At 62.1% G+C, this 16,430-nt stretch carries 18 protein-coding genes and 3 tRNA genes; 6 read left to right on the forward strand and 15 right to left on the reverse strand.

The window, feature by feature from the left end:
- Nucleotides 1-18: 18 nt before the first annotated feature.
- Entirely contained in the window at nucleotides 19-1,554 is a 1,536-nt protein-coding gene (gene glgA / locus G3480_RS16605) for a glycogen synthase GlgA (protein ID WP_240905873.1), read from the forward strand.
- Nucleotides 1,555-1,630: 76 nt separating this feature from the next.
- Here the strand turns inward: glgA and panD are convergent, their stop codons facing one another.
- From panD to pcnB, 4 genes are all read right to left on the reverse strand, one after another.
- Nucleotides 1,631-2,011 (reverse strand): aspartate 1-decarboxylase, encoded by a 381-nt coding sequence (gene panD, locus G3480_RS16610; RefSeq protein WP_164655012.1) that lies wholly within the window; start codon nucleotides 2,009-2,011, stop codon nucleotides 1,631-1,633.
- A gap of 194 nt (nucleotides 2,012-2,205) precedes the next feature.
- Nucleotides 2,206-3,060 (reverse strand): pantoate--beta-alanine ligase, encoded by an 855-nt coding sequence (gene panC / locus G3480_RS16615; protein ID WP_164655013.1) that lies wholly within the window; start codon nucleotides 3,058-3,060, stop codon nucleotides 2,206-2,208.
- A 321-nt stretch (nucleotides 3,061-3,381) separates the two neighbouring features.
- Nucleotides 3,382-4,185: a 3-methyl-2-oxobutanoate hydroxymethyltransferase gene (gene panB, locus G3480_RS16620; protein ID WP_164655014.1), complete on the reverse strand. Its 804-nt coding sequence runs from the start codon at nucleotides 4,183-4,185 to the stop codon at nucleotides 3,382-3,384.
- 117 nt (nucleotides 4,186-4,302) lie between these two features.
- Nucleotides 4,303-5,655 (reverse strand): polynucleotide adenylyltransferase PcnB, encoded by a 1,353-nt coding sequence (gene pcnB, locus G3480_RS16625; protein WP_164655015.1) that lies wholly within the window; start codon nucleotides 5,653-5,655, stop codon nucleotides 4,303-4,305.
- A gap of 169 nt (nucleotides 5,656-5,824) precedes the next feature.
- Here pcnB and G3480_RS16630 point away from each other — a divergent pair.
- A tRNA-Glu gene (locus G3480_RS16630) sits at nucleotides 5,825-5,899 on the forward strand.
- A gap of 470 nt (nucleotides 5,900-6,369) precedes the next feature.
- Here G3480_RS16630 and pufA read toward each other — a convergent pair.
- From pufA to queC, 5 genes are all read right to left on the reverse strand, one after another.
- A complete protein-coding gene (gene pufA / locus G3480_RS16635; RefSeq protein ID WP_164655016.1) occupies nucleotides 6,370-6,519 on the reverse strand; it encodes a light-harvesting antenna LH1, alpha subunit in 150 nt (49 codons plus the stop codon).
- Nucleotides 6,520-6,545: 26 nt separating this feature from the next.
- A complete protein-coding gene (gene pufB, locus G3480_RS16640) occupies nucleotides 6,546-6,686 on the reverse strand; it encodes a light-harvesting antenna LH1, beta subunit (protein ID WP_164655027.1) in 141 nt (46 codons plus the stop codon).
- A gap of 450 nt (nucleotides 6,687-7,136) precedes the next feature.
- Nucleotides 7,137-7,778 carry a 7-carboxy-7-deazaguanine synthase gene (gene queE, locus G3480_RS16645; RefSeq protein WP_164655017.1) on the reverse strand — a complete coding sequence of 214 codons (642 nt, stop codon included), beginning with the start codon at nucleotides 7,776-7,778 and terminating at the stop codon, nucleotides 7,137-7,139.
- A complete protein-coding gene (locus tag G3480_RS16650) occupies nucleotides 7,775-8,869 on the reverse strand; it encodes a 6-carboxytetrahydropterin synthase (RefSeq protein ID WP_164655018.1) in 1,095 nt (364 codons plus the stop codon). Before G3480_RS16650 ends, queE begins: the two co-directional genes overlap by 4 nt.
- Nucleotides 8,866-9,564 (reverse strand): 7-cyano-7-deazaguanine synthase QueC, encoded by a 699-nt coding sequence (gene queC / locus G3480_RS16655; protein ID WP_164655019.1) that lies wholly within the window; start codon nucleotides 9,562-9,564, stop codon nucleotides 8,866-8,868. Before queC ends, G3480_RS16650 begins: the two co-directional genes overlap by 4 nt.
- Before the next feature lie 111 nt (nucleotides 9,565-9,675).
- On the opposite strand from queC, the gene G3480_RS16660 reads away from it, so the two are divergent.
- Complete coding sequence (locus tag G3480_RS16660; protein WP_164655020.1) at nucleotides 9,676-10,374, forward strand: cytochrome b/b6 domain-containing protein; 699 nt, start codon at nucleotides 9,676-9,678, stop codon at nucleotides 10,372-10,374.
- A gap of 70 nt (nucleotides 10,375-10,444) precedes the next feature.
- Here the strand turns inward: G3480_RS16660 and G3480_RS16665 are convergent, their stop codons facing one another.
- The 3 genes from G3480_RS16665 to G3480_RS16675 form a co-directional block, all read right to left on the reverse strand.
- Nucleotides 10,445-10,912 (reverse strand): c-type cytochrome, encoded by a 468-nt coding sequence (locus tag G3480_RS16665; protein WP_164655021.1) that lies wholly within the window; start codon nucleotides 10,910-10,912, stop codon nucleotides 10,445-10,447.
- A gap of 166 nt (nucleotides 10,913-11,078) precedes the next feature.
- On the reverse strand, nucleotides 11,079-13,073 hold the full coding sequence (locus tag G3480_RS16670; protein WP_164655022.1) for a M48 family metallopeptidase: 1,995 nt from the start codon (nucleotides 13,071-13,073) through the stop codon (nucleotides 11,079-11,081).
- Nucleotides 13,074-13,082: 9 nt separating this feature from the next.
- Nucleotides 13,083-13,667: a LemA family protein gene (locus G3480_RS16675; RefSeq protein WP_164655023.1), complete on the reverse strand. Its 585-nt coding sequence runs from the start codon at nucleotides 13,665-13,667 to the stop codon at nucleotides 13,083-13,085.
- A 211-nt stretch (nucleotides 13,668-13,878) separates the two neighbouring features.
- On the opposite strand from G3480_RS16675, the gene G3480_RS16680 reads away from it, so the two are divergent.
- A tRNA-Ser gene (locus tag G3480_RS16680) sits at nucleotides 13,879-13,968 on the forward strand.
- Nucleotides 13,969-14,105: 137 nt separating this feature from the next.
- Nucleotides 14,106-14,182, forward strand: a tRNA-Met gene (locus G3480_RS16685).
- 102 nt (nucleotides 14,183-14,284) lie between these two features.
- On the opposite strand, the gene G3480_RS27925 is transcribed toward G3480_RS16685, so the two are convergent.
- From G3480_RS27925 to G3480_RS29000, 3 genes are all read right to left on the reverse strand, one after another.
- On the reverse strand, nucleotides 14,285-14,887 hold the full coding sequence (locus G3480_RS27925; protein WP_206171757.1) for an STAS-like domain-containing protein: 603 nt from the start codon (nucleotides 14,885-14,887) through the stop codon (nucleotides 14,285-14,287).
- On the reverse strand, nucleotides 14,826-15,290 hold the full coding sequence (locus G3480_RS27930; protein WP_206171758.1) for a winged helix-turn-helix transcriptional regulator: 465 nt from the start codon (nucleotides 15,288-15,290) through the stop codon (nucleotides 14,826-14,828). Before G3480_RS27930 ends, G3480_RS27925 begins: the two co-directional genes overlap by 62 nt.
- 403 nt (nucleotides 15,291-15,693) lie before the next feature.
- Nucleotides 15,694-15,828, reverse strand: coding sequence for a hypothetical protein (locus tag G3480_RS29000; RefSeq protein WP_276611719.1), 135 nt, complete (start codon nucleotides 15,826-15,828; stop codon nucleotides 15,694-15,696).
- A gap of 166 nt (nucleotides 15,829-15,994) precedes the next feature.
- Between G3480_RS29000 and G3480_RS16695 the strand changes: the two genes are divergently transcribed.
- The coding region (locus tag G3480_RS16695) for a hypothetical protein (protein WP_164655024.1) at nucleotides 15,995-16,430 on the forward strand (436 nt) is incomplete at its 3' end.

Consider the following 16,430-nt stretch of genomic DNA (forward strand, 5'->3'; position numbering starts at 1 on the left):
ATCCGAGACCCCCGATCGATGGCGAAGTCACCCCCCATCTCCGGGCATCCAGCCCAGGAGCCAAACCCACTCCGCATCCTCATGGCCAGCAGCGAGGCGCACCCCCTCGTTAAGACAGGCGGCCTGGCCGACGTCGCCTCGAGCCTACCGATCGCGTTGCGTCAGCTCGGCCACGACGCGCGCCTGGTGCTCCCAGGCTATCCCGTTGCCATGCGTCAGGTACGCGAGCCGAAGCCCCTGCGTGAAATCAAGGTGCCGAGCTGCCGCTGCCGCGTCGGCATTGTCGAGGGGCTTCACCCGGATCACGACCTGCCGGTCTATCTGGTCGATGCCCCCGAGCACTTCGCCCGCGAGGGAAACCCCTACACGGATCTGACCGGGCGTGATTGGGGCGACAACGCCGAGCGCTTCATGCTCTTCTGCCGCGTCATCGTGCAGCTGGCGCTGGGTCTGCCCACCCTCGACTGGCGTCCGGACGTCCTGCATTGCAACGACTGGCAGACAGCCCTGGCACCGGCGCTCATGCACGAGCTGCCGGAGCACCCGGCACGGATCTTCACCATCCACAATCTCGCCTACCAGGGGCTGTTCGATAGGGCTGCATTTGACCGACTCGAGCTGCCGCCGTCACTCTGGAGCCTAGCGGGCGTCGAGTTCCACCAGCGCATGTCCTTTATCAAGGGCGGCATCATCTTCTCAGACCGCGTCAACACGGTGAGTCCAACTTACGCCAACGAAGTGCGCACACCCCGCTTCGGCTGCGGGCTGGACGGTCTACTGCGCCAGATCGGCACTCGCTTCAGCGGCATCTTGAACGGCATCGACTATCAGGTCTGGGACCCGGCATCGGACCCCTTGATCAGACAGAACTACAGTGCGGATAGCTTTGGGCTGAAGGCGGAAAATAAACTCGACATTCAGCGTGAACTCGGCCTGCCGCGCAGCGAAGATGCCTTCGTGCTGGGCTACATCGGTCGACTGGTGGAGCAAAAGGGTGTGGATCTCATCCTCGCCGTCCTGCCCGAACTGCTCCAGGATCCAAGGATACAGCTCTTGATGGTCGCGTCCGGGGACCGCAAGACCGAACAGGCACTGGTGAAGCTCGCCGAGGAGAATCCGCGCCAGGTGGGCGTTTTCGTCGGCTACGACGAGCAGCGGGCGCATCGCATCGAGGCAGGCTGCGACGCCTTCCTCATGCCCTCCCGCTTCGAGCCCTGCGGGCTCAACCAAATCTACAGCCTGCGCTATGGCACACCGCCGATCGTGCACCGCACCGGCGGACTGGCCGACACGGTCACCGATGCCACACCGGAGCGCTTGGCCGCGGGCACAGCCACCGGCTTCTTATTCGACGAGCCTCGGCCTGAGTCCCTGATGCAGGCCATCCACGCAGCCATGCGGCTCTATCGCGACCATCCGGACGCATGGCGCCGGCTCGCGACCACCGGCATGTCACTGGACTTCAGCTGGGAGGCCAGCGCCAACCAGTACCTCCAACTCTACGTCGACGCCATCGCCGAACGTCAAGCCGAAGCGGCAACCGCGCTAGCGTAGCCCAGACTGCAGCCCCAGAAAGCACAACGCCACCCAGCGAAAACCCGCTGGGTGGCGCTTCAAGGCGACGGCCTGATCAGGCGGCTTGTGCCGGAATGGCGTCGCCTGTCCGGGTGACGCGGTTGTGCTCGTTGAGATAAACCAAGGTGGGCTTGAAGCTCTCGGCCTCGGCCTCGGTCATGCCCGCGTAGGCACAGATAATGACACGATCACCGGGCTCGGCCTTGTGGGCCGCGGCTCCGTTTACCGAGATCACACGCGAGCCAGACTCGGCGCGAATCGCATAGGTGGTAAAGCGTTCCCCATTGGTCACATTGTAGATCTGGATCTGCTCATACTCGCGGATACCCGCAAGCTCCAGCAGTTCCTCGTCGATGGCGCAGGAGCCTTCGTAGTCGACTTCGGCATGCGTCACGCATGCCCGATGCAGCTTGCACTTCAGCAAGGTCAGATGCATGGATTCGTTTCCTCTCAATGGCCACTCGGACCACGTCTTCAAGCGGGACTATGAAGACTATTTCATTTCAGCTGCCGCTAGTCTACCGCAGCCTTTGCTGCAACGCAGCACTTGGATATTTATCGAGGCCGCGATCCCAATTCACCCAGTCGATCGATACCAAAGCCTCCGCTTTTCGGCACCTTCAGCGCGGCTCAGCCCGACGCACGCCTGAGCTGAAGGTTGTCGATCAGTCGTGCACGCCCGAGATAGGCGGCGGCCAAAATGACGAGCCGATCATCCGCGCGGCACGGCTGACTCAGGTCCGCGGCCGAGCGGATGCTGACATAGTCGGGCCGCAAGCCTGCCTCCGAAAGCCGCACGCGAGCGGCCGTTTCGACGGCTTCCACCGCATCTCCCGCTTGGAGCGCCCCCGCAGCCTCAGTCAGCACGCGGTAAAGGGCGGGGGCACGCTCGCGCTCCGTCGGCGTCAGGTAGCCGTTGCGCGAACTCATGGCCAGACCGTCTGCCTCTCGCACGATCGGGACACCGACGACCTCGACAGGCATGTCCAGATCCTCGACCATACAGCGGATCACCATCAATTGCTGAAAGTCCTTCTCACCGAAGAGCGCAACATCCGGCTGCACCATGTTAAGCAGCTTACAGACGACAGTCGCGACACCCGCAAAGTGTCCAGGCCTGCTGGCGCCGCACAGGAGATCCGAAAGCCCCGGCACCTCGACCCGCGTCTGGCCATCCTGACCACGCGGATAGACAACGTCAGAGGTCGGGGTGAAGAGCAGATCGCAGCCTTCGGCCTCGAGCTGCCGCATATCTTCTTCGAGGGTGCGCGGATAGGCGTCCAGATCCTCGCTCGGCCCGAACTGCAATGGATTCACGAAGATGCTCACCACCACCCGGTCCGCCCGAGCACGCGCCTCGCGCACCAGCGTCAAATGACCGCGGTGGAGATTGCCCATGGTCGGCACCAAGGCCACCCGCTCGGCTGCGGCCCGCCAGGGTGCAACCCTGGCTCGCAGCGCTGCAACACGCTCTACTCGATTCATTCAGATCGTCCGCTTGGGCGATTGCCGGAAAATCTCATACCAGATGGCACCGGATCGAGGTTTACCTTCAAGGCGCACCGGCGGGAGCATCGACGGGCTCTGTGACCGCCGGTGCGACAGTGAAGGCGGGCCTCGAGACAGGTCAGCGGGTATGAGCTTTAACAGAAATCGCCTTGGTCTATTGTCTGTTCAGCCAGATCGGTGATGGGCCGTAACGGCGCTCGCCGCACCAGCCGCCCTGTCGAAAGGCCGGTTGAGAGAAGCCTCACTCCAAGCCGATCGCCCTCGACGGTTCGGTTAGACAGCTCAAGCAACACCCCTTCAGTAGGGTGTCTCAGCCTCGGCCGGGAAGGCGCCACTGCGAACGGCCTCGACATAGCCGCGGACGGCGGACTCGATCGACCCGCAGCTCCCCAGGAAGTCTCGGCTGAATGATGGCGCGCGTCCAGCATTGAGGCCGAGCATGTCGTAGACGACCAAGACCTGACCATCGCAGTCCGGGCCAGCACCAATCCCGATCACCGGAATGGATAGCGTGCGACTGATCTCCGCGGCGAGGGCCGCCGGAACACACTCCAGCACCATCAAGCTGGCCCCCGCATCCTGCATGGCCAAGGCATCATGCCGAATCGCCTCCGCCGATGCATGATCGCGCCCCTGAAAACGATAGCCGCCAATACGGTTTACGGATTGCGGCAGGAGCCCCAGATGCGCACAGACGGGAATGCCCTGCTCGGTCAAACGGCGCACGGTTTCCAGCATGGGCGCCCCACCCTCGAGCTTGACCACCTGGGCGCCGCCCTCTTGCATGAGGCGGGCTGCATTATTCAAGGCACGCTCAGGCGTCGCATAGGCAAGAAACGGCAGGTCCGCAACGACCAGCGCCCGCCCCCTGGCCCGGGCAACGGCAGCCGTATGATAGACCATGTCATCCATGGTCACAGGCACGGTGGTGCCATGGCCTTGCAAGACCATCCCCAGCGAATCGCCAACCAGCATCATATCGACGCCCACCCCATCCAGCAGACGCGCGAAGCTGGCGTCATAGCAGGTCAGCGAGGCAATGGGTTCTCCACGCCCCTTCATAGCGGCGAGGGTCGCAACGGATATAGGTGCAACGGACATCGGAAACTCCGGTCAGGGAGAAGAGTGGCTCAAGGGGAATCGCCCGTGATGCGCCGCCGAAAGCAGCACGCGAACGGGCAATCTATCCGAAAGGGCAATGACGGATCGAACAGGAGTCTAGGAGCTTGCTGACGGCTCGGCTGGCTTGTCATCCCCTGACTGGGCGGACTTACGCCGACGACGTGGCCGGCGACGGCGAGGGCGGGCGGAATCCGTCATGCTAGCGCGCTCTTGACTGCTCGCATCCTGGAAGCGCGTCCACCACTCCGCCAGCTCCGAATCGACCTCGCCGGCCTCGGCCCGCAACAGCAGGAAATCGTAGGCCGCCCGGAATCTCGGATGGGTCACGAGGCGATAGGGGCGTTTACCCTCACGCTGCTCCAGGCGCGGCTGCAGAGACCAGATTTCACGCATCGGCAGACCAAAGCGTTTGGGTATCGCAACGATCGGCTGCTGTTGCGATATGATCTCTCCCGAGGCGAGGAAGATCGATTCGTTAGCCGAGTTGGCCTCATCCAGCAGCTGACCGAAGCGCTGGCGCACCGGCTCCCACAGCAAGACCGCAAAGAGGAAGGCCGGCGTCACTGGCTTGGACTCCTGGATGCGCTTATCTGTGTTCGCAAGGCCGCGACTCACGAAGGTAATGGGAAAGGCCTGATCTTCTAGCGCGAGACACGCCTCGGTCGCCGGAAAAAGCTGACCGAAAAGCCCGTAGTGGCGCAGTTTCTCGAAGACTTCCAGACCATAGCCGGAATGGAAGAGCTTGAGCAGCTCGTCGAAGAGGCGTGCCGCCGGAATATCCTCCAACAAGCGACCGAGGTCGAACAGCGGCTTTTCCGTCGCTGGCTCGATCGTGAAGCCCAGCTTGCAAGCGAAGCGCACGGCACGCAGCATGCGCACCGGATCCTCGCGGTAGCGCTGCTCCGGATCACCGATCAAACGGATCCGTCCCGCCTTGATATCCTCCAGACCCTTGGTGTAGTCGATCAAGGCGAAATCGGCGATGTCGTAGTAGAGCGCATTGATGGTGAAATCTCGCCGCAGCGCATCTTCCTCGATCGAGCCGTAGCTGTTGTCGCGCACGATCATGCCGTTCTCGAGGAGCCGGTCAGTCGTATCATCGTCCGCGCCACTACCGCGGAAGGTCGCCACCTCAATGATATCGCGCCCAAAATGGACATGCGCGAGCCTGAACCGCCTCCCGATCAGCCGGCAGTTGCGGAACACCTGACGCACCTGCTCTGGCGTAGCGTCGGTCGCGACGTCGAAGTCCTTGGGCTCATGACCGAGCAGCAGGTCACGCACGCCGCCACCCACCAAATGCGCCTTGAAGCCCTCCTGGCGGAGGCGATAGAGGACCTTCAGCGCGTTCTCGCTAATATTGGCCCTCGAGATCGTGTGCTCTGGGCGCGGAACAATCACCGGGCTAGGCGTCTGCGTCGTATCGTAAAGGGGGTCGGATTCCTGCATGACCGTATTCGTTGGAAATTCCTTGCAAGCTTGTGCGGCACGATGAGCCTGCTCGGGGCGATCCCTCGCCAGCCAGCATCTCAAGAAACGCCGATTGTCACTCGACGGTCACTGCCACTTGTGAAACAAATTTTGGTGAGTATAATACGCGATTCCTGACGCCAATACTGCTCTCTTCGTCTAGTGGTTAGGACGCTGGCCTCTCACGCCGGTAACAGGGGTTCGAATCCCCTAGAGAGTACCAAATTTATAAAAAAGCGCCCTCTCCTCCTCGGAGAGGGCGCTTTTTTAATGTCTGCCCGCCAGCTATCAGCAACAGGCGATGCGGCCTCGCGAAGCCGCAGCACCAGCTTAAAGGGCGACCTTGTGATCCTATAGCTGCACCCAAAAAGACGTTGATCGTCGGATCGACCAGGCGGCTAGCGCTGCACGGGACAGCGTTCAGACAAAGCGACGTAGGAGCGGCGCCCCGCCGCGATTGCGCGGCCGTCACGGCGGAGCGCTACCCCACCGACCGCGCAGTTGGATCAAACGACGATCGAGCCCAAAAAAGAACCGCGCCCAGAACGCAGACGGCGCCGGTGGCCGTGGGCCACCAGCGCCGTACTGAATCGGCGTTTCTCACTCGAGACCTAAGCGACTGCGAACTTCAAGCTTCTCCAGACAAAGACCAGGATTGAGCTAAGCAGGTCGAGGGTGAGCGAGAGAAACTGCTTACTGCCAGCCCAGACCGACCGAGAACACGACAAAGTGGACCGCGATTGCGAGGACCAGCAGCGCGTAGAACAACGGCATCAGCCAAGTAGCAGGATTGAGGACGAGCCAGATTTTCCAATCGTCAGCGGGGTTGCTAGGCTTGCTCATAAGAAAGGCCTCTTAATTCGACTCGTTTAGAACCAGGGATTTGCGGCGATAACGAACAGGTGCGCAAGTGCAGCCAAACCGACGAATGCGGTGTAGGTGACTTTGAACTGCTCGTGGAACTCTTTTGCTTGCTGCTCGGTCAGCCCGGAAAGACTCGGTCCAGCCATCGGCTTGGTCTCCATGCTAGGTTTATCAGTCCCGCCACCCTTGGCGCGGGCCCCTGAGGTTTTCGGTTTAGCCACTCGTCATGACTCGTACAGAACACTAACAATGTCTCGTCGGCTCGCGCTCTAGCTCGGCGCGGTGGTGTCTGCCGCGGGCGGCGATGCCGGACCTGACCAGATGCTGCTGATTCAGGAACCTGCTGTAGCGAACCTGGCTGTCATCTTAACTTGACACCTCGCATTGTCAATAAGGATTTACAAGTAAGATTTGAGCCAGGACAAGTCGGAGCACAACCAAGCCGGCGCGCAGACATCGGCAGGTCCCGCGAACCCCCAATAAAGACCTTATAAATCAGATTGCTACACCATCGCCCTTCGAACACCACAGAGGCGGACGGCGCACCACCCATCGCGGCGCAAAATCTTGATGTGCTTGGCGCCCTCACAGCTCGACTAGGGAATCCCCAGCAGCTTGTGGAACTGCAGACTCAAGCGCCACTGCGGGTGGCCTTTGCAGAAGTCGACCGCGCGCGCGGAATTGGCCGCCAGATCCGGCCCATCCATCGGCTGGAGAAAGAAATGCCTAAAGTCCAAGGACAGGAAGGCGTCAGGATCCACACCCGGCTGCGGGTAGATCAGCTTCAGCTCGTCGCCGGAGGTCACCACCAGCTTCGCCCCTGCCTTGGGGCTAACGCAGACCCAGTCGATCCCAGGCGGCACCTCGCAGGTTCCATTGGTCTCGACGGCGACCTCGCAGCCACGCGCGAGCAGCGCTGCGATCAGGGCCGCATCCAGCTGCAGCAGGGGCTCGCCACCGGTACAGACGACATAGGGCGCTACAGCGGTCCCTGCCCGCTGCAGCCAGGTCGCACGGATCCGATCGGCCAGCGCCTCTGCATCCGGGTAGCGACCACCGCCCTCGCCGTCCGTGCCACGAAAATCCGTGTCGCAGAATCGGCACAGCGCCGCGCTGCGATCAACCTCGCGACCCGACCAGAGATTACAGCCCGAGAAACGGCAGAAGACGGCCGGCCGACCCGCCTGGGCGCCCTCGCCCTGCAGGGTGTAGAAGATCTCTTTGACGAAGTAGCTCACGTCGGCAGCGCCGGACCCAGCTCGCCCCAGCAGAGCGAAGCGCCAAAGCCCGGAGTCTCATGAACGTCGATCCGGTCGAGCTGCGGGAGTTCGGCCGCGGCAGCCTCGCGCAGCCACAGCGCCAAGGCACCGGGATCCGCCGAGGACAGCTGCGGGAGCCTGTCGAGCCGGTGGTGATCCAGCCGCTGATAGATCGGCTTGAACAGGGCCTTGACGTCACCATAATCGACCGTCCAGCCGAGGACCTCGTCGAGGGGCGCGGTGAGGTGCAGGCGCAGCAGGTAGCTGTGCCCATGCAGCCGGCGGCGCCCGTCGCCCTCGGGGGCGGCCGCGAGCCGAAGCGCACTCTCGAAACGCTGCTCTTTCCAGATGCGATAGTGCGCACCGTCGTAATGGCAGCCTGCCGTCACCGTCTCATAGACGGTGACCCAAGACAGCGACGGCAGCTGCGGCTTGATGCGCTGCCAAATCCAGCTTGCCAGCATCTCACTGGTGGGATTTTCGAGCCCAGGCAAGTCGTTGAGACAGTGATGGTGCAGCGCCGACTGAAGCGGCGCCCAGACCGCCGTCAGTTGATCGAAGTCCACCCCCATGTCGCGCCCGGCCAGGTCCTGATTGGCGTGCAAGATCACCTCAAAGCCGTGACCGTGCATACGCCCGCACTGGTGCCCCTCCGGAACCCTGGGGAGACGATGCGCGGCCTCGAAACGGAAGCGGCGCCACAGATGCACCTGCTCCGCGCCGTCGAGATCGGCGCCCTGGTCGCGCGTACTCTGGATGCCGACGGACGCAATCCCCGCGACATCCAAGCGCTCGCGCAGCCAGCGCGCAAGATTCTCGTCCGTCGGCACGGGGAGCACCGCATTGAGGTCGTTGTAGTCCAGCGGCGCGATGCAGTGGCCAAGCAGCGTTTGGAGCTTGCCGCCTTCGCCACCGCGGAATTCGGCCCAGTCGGCGGGAAGCTCAGCGCGCACGCGGGCGAGAAAGCTATGGCCGTGCAGACGCCTACAGACATGCCCCTCCGGGAGGATGGCAACACGGCGCGCAGCCTCGAAGGGTGCCGCGGCGACGTGGAAGAGCCTTTCCGTCATGGCGTCACCCCGAAGCGCGCCAAGAGCGGGTCCTCGGAGCCGGCCTCGGTGAAGCCCTTGGCGCGCAGCACACAGGAATCGCAGCGACCGCAGGGACGACCGTCCCTGTCCGGGTCATAGCAACTGCTGGTGAGACCATAGTCGACGCCGAGTTCGAGCCCCTTGCGAATGATCTCCGCCTTGGTGAGCTGGATCAGCGGCGTATGGATCTTGAAGGCTTGGCGTCCCTCGACACCCGCGGCTGTCGCCAGGTTGGCCATGCGCTCATAGGCGGCGATGTACTCCGGCCGGCAGTCCGGGTAGCCTGAGTAATCCAAGGCATTGACACCAATAAAGAGATCTCCGGCGTCCAACACCTCCGCCCAGGCCAGCGCGAAGGAGAGAAAGACGGTATTCCTTGCGGGGACGTAGGTAACCGGAATGCCCTGATCCATGACATCGGGATCACGCCCCTTGGGCACGGCTCGATCGCTCGTCAGGGCCGAGCCGCCAAAGCGCCGCAGGTCGATCTCGGCGATCACGTGCTCGGCAACCCCAATCGCCTCCGCCACACGCGCGGCCGCGACGAGTTCGACGGCATGCCGCTGACCATAGCGAAAGGAGAGCGCAAAGGGCTTGAACCCCTGGGATTTCGCCATCGCGAGCGTGGTCGTAGAGTCGAGGCCGCCGCTCAGAAGCACTACGGCAGGTTTCATGCACACTCCTCTCAATCAGGGCCCCAGTGCCCACACGCCGACTTGGCATGAGCACCCGTCTTCGACAACACTGGGCCTGAGTTATCAACGCAGTCGTTTGGAAATTTCACGATGTCTGGAAATCGAATCAAGCTTTGGGACCTACCCACCCGCCTTCATCACTGGCTCCTCGTCGTCCTTGTCGCCCTCGCCTTCGCAACTGGGCTGACGGGGGGGAATTGGATGGTTTGGCACGGCAGGATTGGACTCGCGATCCTTGGCCTGCTGGCATTCCGGCTGGTATGGGGATTCACCGGCTCGACCTATGCGCGCTTCAGCCAGTTCGTTCGCGGCCCCGGCAGCGTACTCGACTATGTCCGTGGCCGCTGGCACGGCGTTGGCCACAACCCGCTCGGCGCAGTGTCGGTGCTCGCCCTACTGGGCCTGTTTCTCGCGCAGAGCCTGCTTGGCCTGGTCGCCACCGACGACATCGCCTTCAAGGGGCCGCTCTACAGTGCCGTATCAATGGACACTGCGGATTGGGCAAGCCGGCTGCACCGCCAGATGATCTGGGTGCTCGGCGCAGTGGTCGTCCTGCATATCTGCGCCACGCTTTTCTATACATTCGTCAGCAAGGACAACATGATCCGCCCCATGCTCACGGGCTACAAGACACTTGAGGACGCCAGCGCAACCTCGGCGACTGGCGGCGGCATTGTTGCCTTTATCATCGCCTTTGCCGTCGCGGCCGCAGTGGTCTGGGTCGCCAACGGCGGGCTACTACCGCCACCGCCTCCACCGCCCCCACCAGGCACAGTACCCACCTGGTAGCCTCCGCCCAGAAAACGACAAAGGCCGCCCCGCGGGGCGGCCTCCAAGTCATCGCAATGACGGTCTAGGATCAATCGTCGGCGCGATATTTCTTGTGGCAAGCCTTACATGCCTGGCCGAGATCGCCAAAGGCGGCCTTCACGGCACTTTCATCCCCCCCAGCGGCCACCTCGGCAAGGTTGTCGGCAGCTTTCGTGAAGTCACCAGCCAGCTTGCCAACGTCCTGCATGTTCTCGAACAGCTCGGGCTTCACGCGCGTCTTCACATCGCCAATGTCCTTGTCCGTTCCCGGCCCATAGAGCGCACCCATGCCGGAATTAGCAATGGCAGCAATGGTATCGGCGGCGGCCTTGACCTGCTCGGCGTTGTAGTCGCCTTGGAGGTTCGCTTTGATCTTGCCCATGTTCCAGCCCATAAAGGTGTAGCCGGCCTGACGGGTCTCGATCTGCTCCTCAGGCGACAGGGCGCCGGCGAGCGCGCCGCCGGCGAGGACGGCAGTCATGAGACCAACAGCAGTCGTGGCAAGGATAGGTTTCATTCAGACAATCTCCGTTTTGATAAACAACCGAAAAATACTCCTTCTCGCAACGCGGGGGGACGCGCCCGCCGTTACCCAGCCGGTGCGAACATGCAAGGCTCCAAGCGCGTGGTCACACGCGAGGAGTCCTGCATGGAACCCCCAAGAAGTCGCAAGACAGCCCAGTCTAGGGTTTCGCTGCTGCCTGCTCGAAGACAGGCAAGGGCATCCGCAGGGCCGCACAGATCGCCCGTAGCAGCTCAAGCTCGACCGCAGCAACCTGCCCATCGGCCATGACAGTCGCTGCCATGGCGCCCAGCAGGCGCTGCTTGTCCGCTAAACGGACGCCATCCAGCTTTGCGAGCGCCGCGTCGAGCCGGGTCGACCAGGCCCGCTCGAGCCAGTCGGCGTCGAGCCAGTCCTCTTTGATGGCGTTTATCGCCTGAGGTTTCACCCCCAAACGCGATAATCCCGCGATAAGCGCCGCATGCGCCGATGTCGCGTCGGCCTGACCATGATGCGCCAAGATCGTCAGCAAGTCGAAAACCTCGCGTGTGCTCTGAGAGAGCTTACCGCGTCCGCCAGGGTCACCGCGTGACGGATTGAGGACATCCTCGACCTGACGCCCCAAGAGCTTGGCAATGGCATATTCGAAGAACGCCATGCGACCATCGGCCTGAATCAAGCGGTCGACCAGCGCACGCAGCGCCGTGAGGTCCCGCTCGGGGCGGCGGCGCAGCGTCGGGAAGGCAATCTCGAGCAAGGGGATCCGCAGCTCCGGGTCGATCTCCGGCGTCTCTTTCAGCAACAGCTCAAGCTGCCGCTCGACCTCCTGCCCCAGGGCCTCGCTCACCATCAGCAGCTGGCGCTCGCGCACCTCGGCGTCCGCGTGAATCAGCAGATAGCAGACGACAGCCAGCACCCACTCCTGCGAATGCGCCGCGCGCTCCAGGGTGCGCGGGATAGCGGCGGCGAGCAAGCCAGCGGCCATGACCTGCCCGAGACCCGGCTGACCAATGGTGTCGATCAGCTTGTCCGCATCGAAGGTGAAACCGCCAGACCGAGTCGGGGCCGTCGTACCTCGCTGCTCACGCGCAAGCTCCGCGCTCGTCATTCGCGTCTGGGACTCGCGCCGCATCCGCGCCGCGACATCGGTCAGCTCACGCGGATCGAAGCGCGGCTGGATCGCACGAATGCGATCGATCAAGGGCGGATGCGTCGCAAAGAGCTGACGGGAAAGCCCCTTGGCGAAGAGCATGTGCGAGACCTCTTCTGGATCCGCCTGCAGGGCCGAGCCGAATCCGGACGCACCGATCTTCTTCAAGGCCCCCGCGATACCGTCGGGCTGCCGCGTGAACTGCACCGCCGAGGCGTCGGCAAGATACTCGCGCTGGCGCGAGACCGAAGCCTTGATGAGCCGACCGAAGAAGAGTCCGACGTAGCCGACGGCCACCAGGGCGAGGCCGATCGACAGCACCCCACGATCATTGCGGCTCGTCGAGTGACGACCCGAGCCGATCAGGAACCGGCCGATCAGCGCCAAGATCAGGATGCCGAAGAGGAGCCCCATCAAGCGGATGTTGAGGCGCATGTCGCCGTTGAGGATGTGCCCAAACTCATGAGCGACGACCCCTTGCAACTCGTCCCGAGTCAGCGCCTCCAAGGCCCCTTGGGTCACGGCGACAGCTGCATCCGAGGGCGTCCACCCGGCCGCGAAGGCATTGATGCTCGGCTCGCGGTCGAGCACATAGATCTCCGGCACCGGCACACCCGAGGCAATCGCAATCTCCTCCACCACGTTGCGCAAGCGGCGCCGCAAGGGGTCCGTGGTATCCGGCGTCACCAGCGTCCCACCGAGGCCGCGCGCCACCGAGCCACCACCGCCGCGCAGCGTCAAGATGCGAATCTGGCTGGTCAACCCAATGCCGCCCGCAGTCAGCAAAGACACCCAAAAGAGCAGACCAAGGTTCGGGGCCACGTAGGTGTCGTAAAGGCCAGGTATCGCCCCGCTCACGGCGAAATCCGGAAGGCGCGAGACGTTGGCCATCCCTTGATAGGTCCCGAAGAACATCAGCGCCACCACATCCACCAGCATGACGATACAGATCAACGCCAGCGCAAAGAGCCCGACGAGCCCCCAAGTCCGCCGCCGGGCACGCGCCTGATGCTCGAAGAAATTCATCGCCGCCGCCTACTGAAAAGCGACCTGGACCGCCTCGCGTTTCTCTGGCGCCTCGATCTCCAAGAGCTGCGCCGGCTGGAAGTTGAAGCTGTTGGCGACGAGATTGCCCGGGAACATCTCACGGCGGTTGTTATAGGCCATCACCGCATCGTTGAAGGCCTGGCGCGCGAAGGCCACCCGGTTCTCCGTGCTCACCAGCTCTTCCGAGAGCTGCATCATGTTCTGATTGGCTTTGAGATCCGGGTAGGACTCCGAGAGCGCGAAGAGGCGCCCGAGGGCACCCGAGAGCCCTTGCTCGGACTCAGAGAGGCGGCGCATGGCATCCGCGTTGGATGGATCCGCAGCGGCCTGACGCAGATGACCAACGGCCTGATTGCGCGCCTGGATCACCGCCTCCAGCGTCTCGCGCTCATGCTGCATATAGCGCTCGGCGACCTTGACCAGATTCGGAATGAGATCATAGCGACGCGTCAGCTGAACATCGATCTGCGCGAAGGCGTTCTTGTAGGCGTTACGACCGCCGACCAAAGCGTTGTAGACGACGATGACAAAGATCACCAGCAAGACAAGAATCCCGAGAAACACCCATCCCATCTCCAAGCCTCCTCTGAGCGCAGCCGAGCCCAATGCTCGAGCCTGATCGCCAAGTCTAATCCGATCAACGCAACCGGAGAACCGCAGCATCTGCCGCGCGACCAAGGCCACATAACGAAGCGCAGCGACCAAGACGGCATAGACATCGTAAGCATCAGCCGCTATATTGCTGCGCTCGCTGTCGGCTCGACCACCCATCCGACAGCGCTTCGGAGAGGTGCCGGAGTGGTCGAACGGGCTTGACTCGAAATCAAGTGACTCGCTTGCGGGTCCGTGGGTTCGAATCCCACCCTCTCCGCCAATTAAAATTTAAAGCATTGTTTAGTAAATAATTATTTGTCGTTAGACTCGATTTGAACCGCACCGCCATAGCCGTTCAGTGAATTTTCGAGCCAACGAACAGCCGCACGCAACGGCAACAGTCATAAGACAGACAGATGCGGGGTGGAGCAGTCAGGCAGCTCGTCGGGCTCATAACCCGAAGGTCGTAGGTTCAAATCCTGCCCCCGCTACCAACACACAAGCAGAAGAAACCGGCCGCGCGCCGGTTTTCTTTTGCCTGTCGATTGGGCACAAAAAACCCGCCACTCGGGCGGGCCTGTCCGCACGTCGATCACTTAGCCGCTTTGGGCGCGCTTGACCATCTGCTCGACTGCAAGCGTCATGTGAACGGGGACAAGCTCAGTGGACGGGTGAGCAATTTGAAAAACCCGGAAAACCTCATCCGCGAACGCCTGCCCGATTTGATGCACACCTTCGAAATCCAAGACGACTGCCTGGAATCGGTCAAAACGCAAGGTTAGCCTCTTGGCTTGTGAGCGCGAAACTAGACACTCGCCTTCGTGCTGTGCCAACCGGACCGGGACGACCGTCTTGGCAAAGGTAAACTCGTCAGGCGCAGCAAACTGATCAAAGACATCTTTTTGTATGCGCGCGCTATCGTTAGAAAGCCGCATCAGGACCAGTGTCCCTGGCGCATCGGCAGGACGTTCGATTAGCCAGTCGGCCTTGCCATCGTCGTGCATGAAGTGCAAGCGCCGAGAACGAATATCGAAGACATCCACCATTTTGGATGCGAAAAAGATGCCCTCACCGCTATGGTTGGCCGGATCAGTCGTAAGCTTACCCTTCGCTAGCTCGAGGATCGCCATGCGGGGGTCAAGCAAATCGAGCGCCCGCTGGATCTTGAGAAAGATCCCCCTCGCCATCGTCAGCGACATAAATCTGCGTGTCGAGCCCATTCCTCGCCGCGCCAACCGAGATCGTCTCAGCACCAGAATGGTCGATGGCGTTGTTCACCATCTCCGTGACCGCGTACTGCCAGATCTGCAGCACATTGTCCGGCACGTCAGCTAACATGGCTGCAAAGAAGTCCCTCCACACGACATCTTCTTCTAAATTCTCGCGGGAGTAGGACATGTTCTGCACGTCCTGCATCTCCAAGGCATACCGCGTACTAGCACCTCGACCGCTAATGGTCAGCCATCCCTTTGTCTTCAAGCGCGCCAAGCGCCCGCTCGCCGCCTGACGGGTAACGCCAAGCTGCTGAGCCACGCGCGTGGCGACTTGTCGGCCGTCCTCGGCGACCAAGCGCAAGATCAGGCGATCATCATCAGAGAGCATGGCGCGGGCCTCGATTGTCAAGCAAAACGACTATAAACGTAAAGTTTGAGACCTTACGATCTGCTGGCACGCTTCCTCTCCACCTGCATCGACCTCTCCAGTTCGCAACTTCAGAGTGGCGAGGACGGCGCCACGCTCAAGCCCACCTAATGGCATCTGACTGCTGGGTGAAGACCTGATTGGCGACAGCACCGCCTATACCCACGATTTACGTTTGCCTGACGCCGAGGGCCGGATGATTCTTGAGCGCGGCCGCATCTGGCTGTTGGAGTCGAAAAATTCCACACCGAGCGCGGGCGCTGGCTGAAATGCTTCCAGGACGGCGAATCCCGGGACATGACCGACCCGCAAGCGGGCTCCTGCCGGTCGGATCCCTTGCGGCACTCACCTTGTGCGCCGTCACTTACAGACAGCTGCCCTCGACGATGCCCTCGGCCATGGTGATCTTGCACTCCCGTATCTCGACGGAGAGACATTGGCGCGAATCGGCATTCCACCAAGCGGTGAAAGAGGAGGCATCCGTTTCGCTCTCGTTCACCCCAACCTCTCCAGCTTATAACCGGGCGCATTCCCGAATTTCCGACGGTAGGAAACTATTGAGCCGTTGAGCCCAGTCGTTTTTGATGAGCCAGCGAGGAGGCCGTTGCCTGGGAAAGGAGTTGGAAGGGGTCCACAATTCTCTGTAGATCAACAGGAGAATTGCGATGACCCCAGGTTCCAACTCCCAAGCTCAGTGTGACACACGTCTGCGTGAAATCGAAGATCGGTTGCGCCTCCTCGACCATCTTGCCCATCTGCCCGTCGCGGCGGGGAGTCCGAGCGAGTTGGAGGAGTATGAGCGACAGGTCATGCGTACGACCGAGCAGTTGGCGGGCCTGATCACGGGTGAGATCCTGCAGGCGTCGTTGGCGAGCGAGACGGTCGAGCATGAGGTCGAGAGGCTCGTCGATGCGAGCGCGAAGCCCTTGAAGAAAGACGGGATGCAGGGCGTGAGCGTGCGCACGGCCAGCGGCGTGACGGTGCGGATTACTACCGTGTACTACCGTCGGAAAGGACAACGGGGGACGCATCGGCGCTTGCCTGGGCTGTATGCCGGAGTGGTGGTGTTGGGAATCTACGCGCACTGCACACCGGCGCTCG

The organism is Thiorhodococcus mannitoliphagus, assembly GCF_010915725.1.
Taxonomy (GTDB): Bacteria; Pseudomonadota; Gammaproteobacteria; order Chromatiales; family Chromatiaceae; genus Thiorhodococcus; species Thiorhodococcus mannitoliphagus.

Excerpts from the sequence above, each read along its gene's own strand:
- glgA (WP_240905873.1), top strand. The coding sequence starts at position 19 with ATGGCGAAGTCACCCCCCATCTCCGGGCATCCAGCCCAGGAGCCAAAC.
- panD (WP_164655012.1), bottom strand. The coding sequence starts at position 2,011 with ATGCATCTGACCTTGCTGAAGTGCAAGCTGCATCGGGCATGCGTGACG.
- panC (WP_164655013.1), bottom strand. The coding sequence starts at position 3,060 with ATGAATCGAGTAGAGCGTGTTGCAGCGCTGCGAGCCAGGGTTGCACCC.
- panB (WP_164655014.1), bottom strand. The coding sequence starts at position 4,185 with ATGTCCGTTGCACCTATATCCGTTGCGACCCTCGCCGCTATGAAGGGG.
- pcnB (WP_164655015.1), bottom strand. The coding sequence starts at position 5,655 with ATGCAGGAATCCGACCCCCTTTACGATACGACGCAGACGCCTAGCCCG.
- pufA (WP_164655016.1), bottom strand. The coding sequence starts at position 6,519 with ATGAGCAAGCCTAGCAACCCCGCTGACGATTGGAAAATCTGGCTCGTC.
- pufB (WP_164655027.1), bottom strand. The coding sequence starts at position 6,686 with ATGGCTGGACCGAGTCTTTCCGGGCTGACCGAGCAGCAAGCAAAAGAG.
- G3480_RS16650 (WP_164655018.1), bottom strand. The coding sequence starts at position 8,869 with ATGACGGAAAGGCTCTTCCACGTCGCCGCGGCACCCTTCGAGGCTGCG.
- queC (WP_164655019.1), bottom strand. The coding sequence starts at position 9,564 with ATGAAACCTGCCGTAGTGCTTCTGAGCGGCGGCCTCGACTCTACGACC.
- G3480_RS16660 (WP_164655020.1), top strand. The coding sequence starts at position 9,676 with ATGTCTGGAAATCGAATCAAGCTTTGGGACCTACCCACCCGCCTTCAT.
- G3480_RS16665 (WP_164655021.1), bottom strand. The coding sequence starts at position 10,912 with ATGAAACCTATCCTTGCCACGACTGCTGTTGGTCTCATGACTGCCGTC.
- G3480_RS16670 (WP_164655022.1), bottom strand. The coding sequence starts at position 13,073 with ATGAATTTCTTCGAGCATCAGGCGCGTGCCCGGCGGCGGACTTGGGGG.
- G3480_RS16675 (WP_164655023.1), bottom strand. The coding sequence starts at position 13,667 with ATGGGATGGGTGTTTCTCGGGATTCTTGTCTTGCTGGTGATCTTTGTC.
- G3480_RS27925 (WP_206171757.1), bottom strand. The coding sequence starts at position 14,887 with ATGTCGCTGACGATGGCGAGGGGGATCTTTCTCAAGATCCAGCGGGCG.
- G3480_RS27930 (WP_206171758.1), bottom strand. The coding sequence starts at position 15,290 with ATGCTCTCTGATGATGATCGCCTGATCTTGCGCTTGGTCGCCGAGGAC.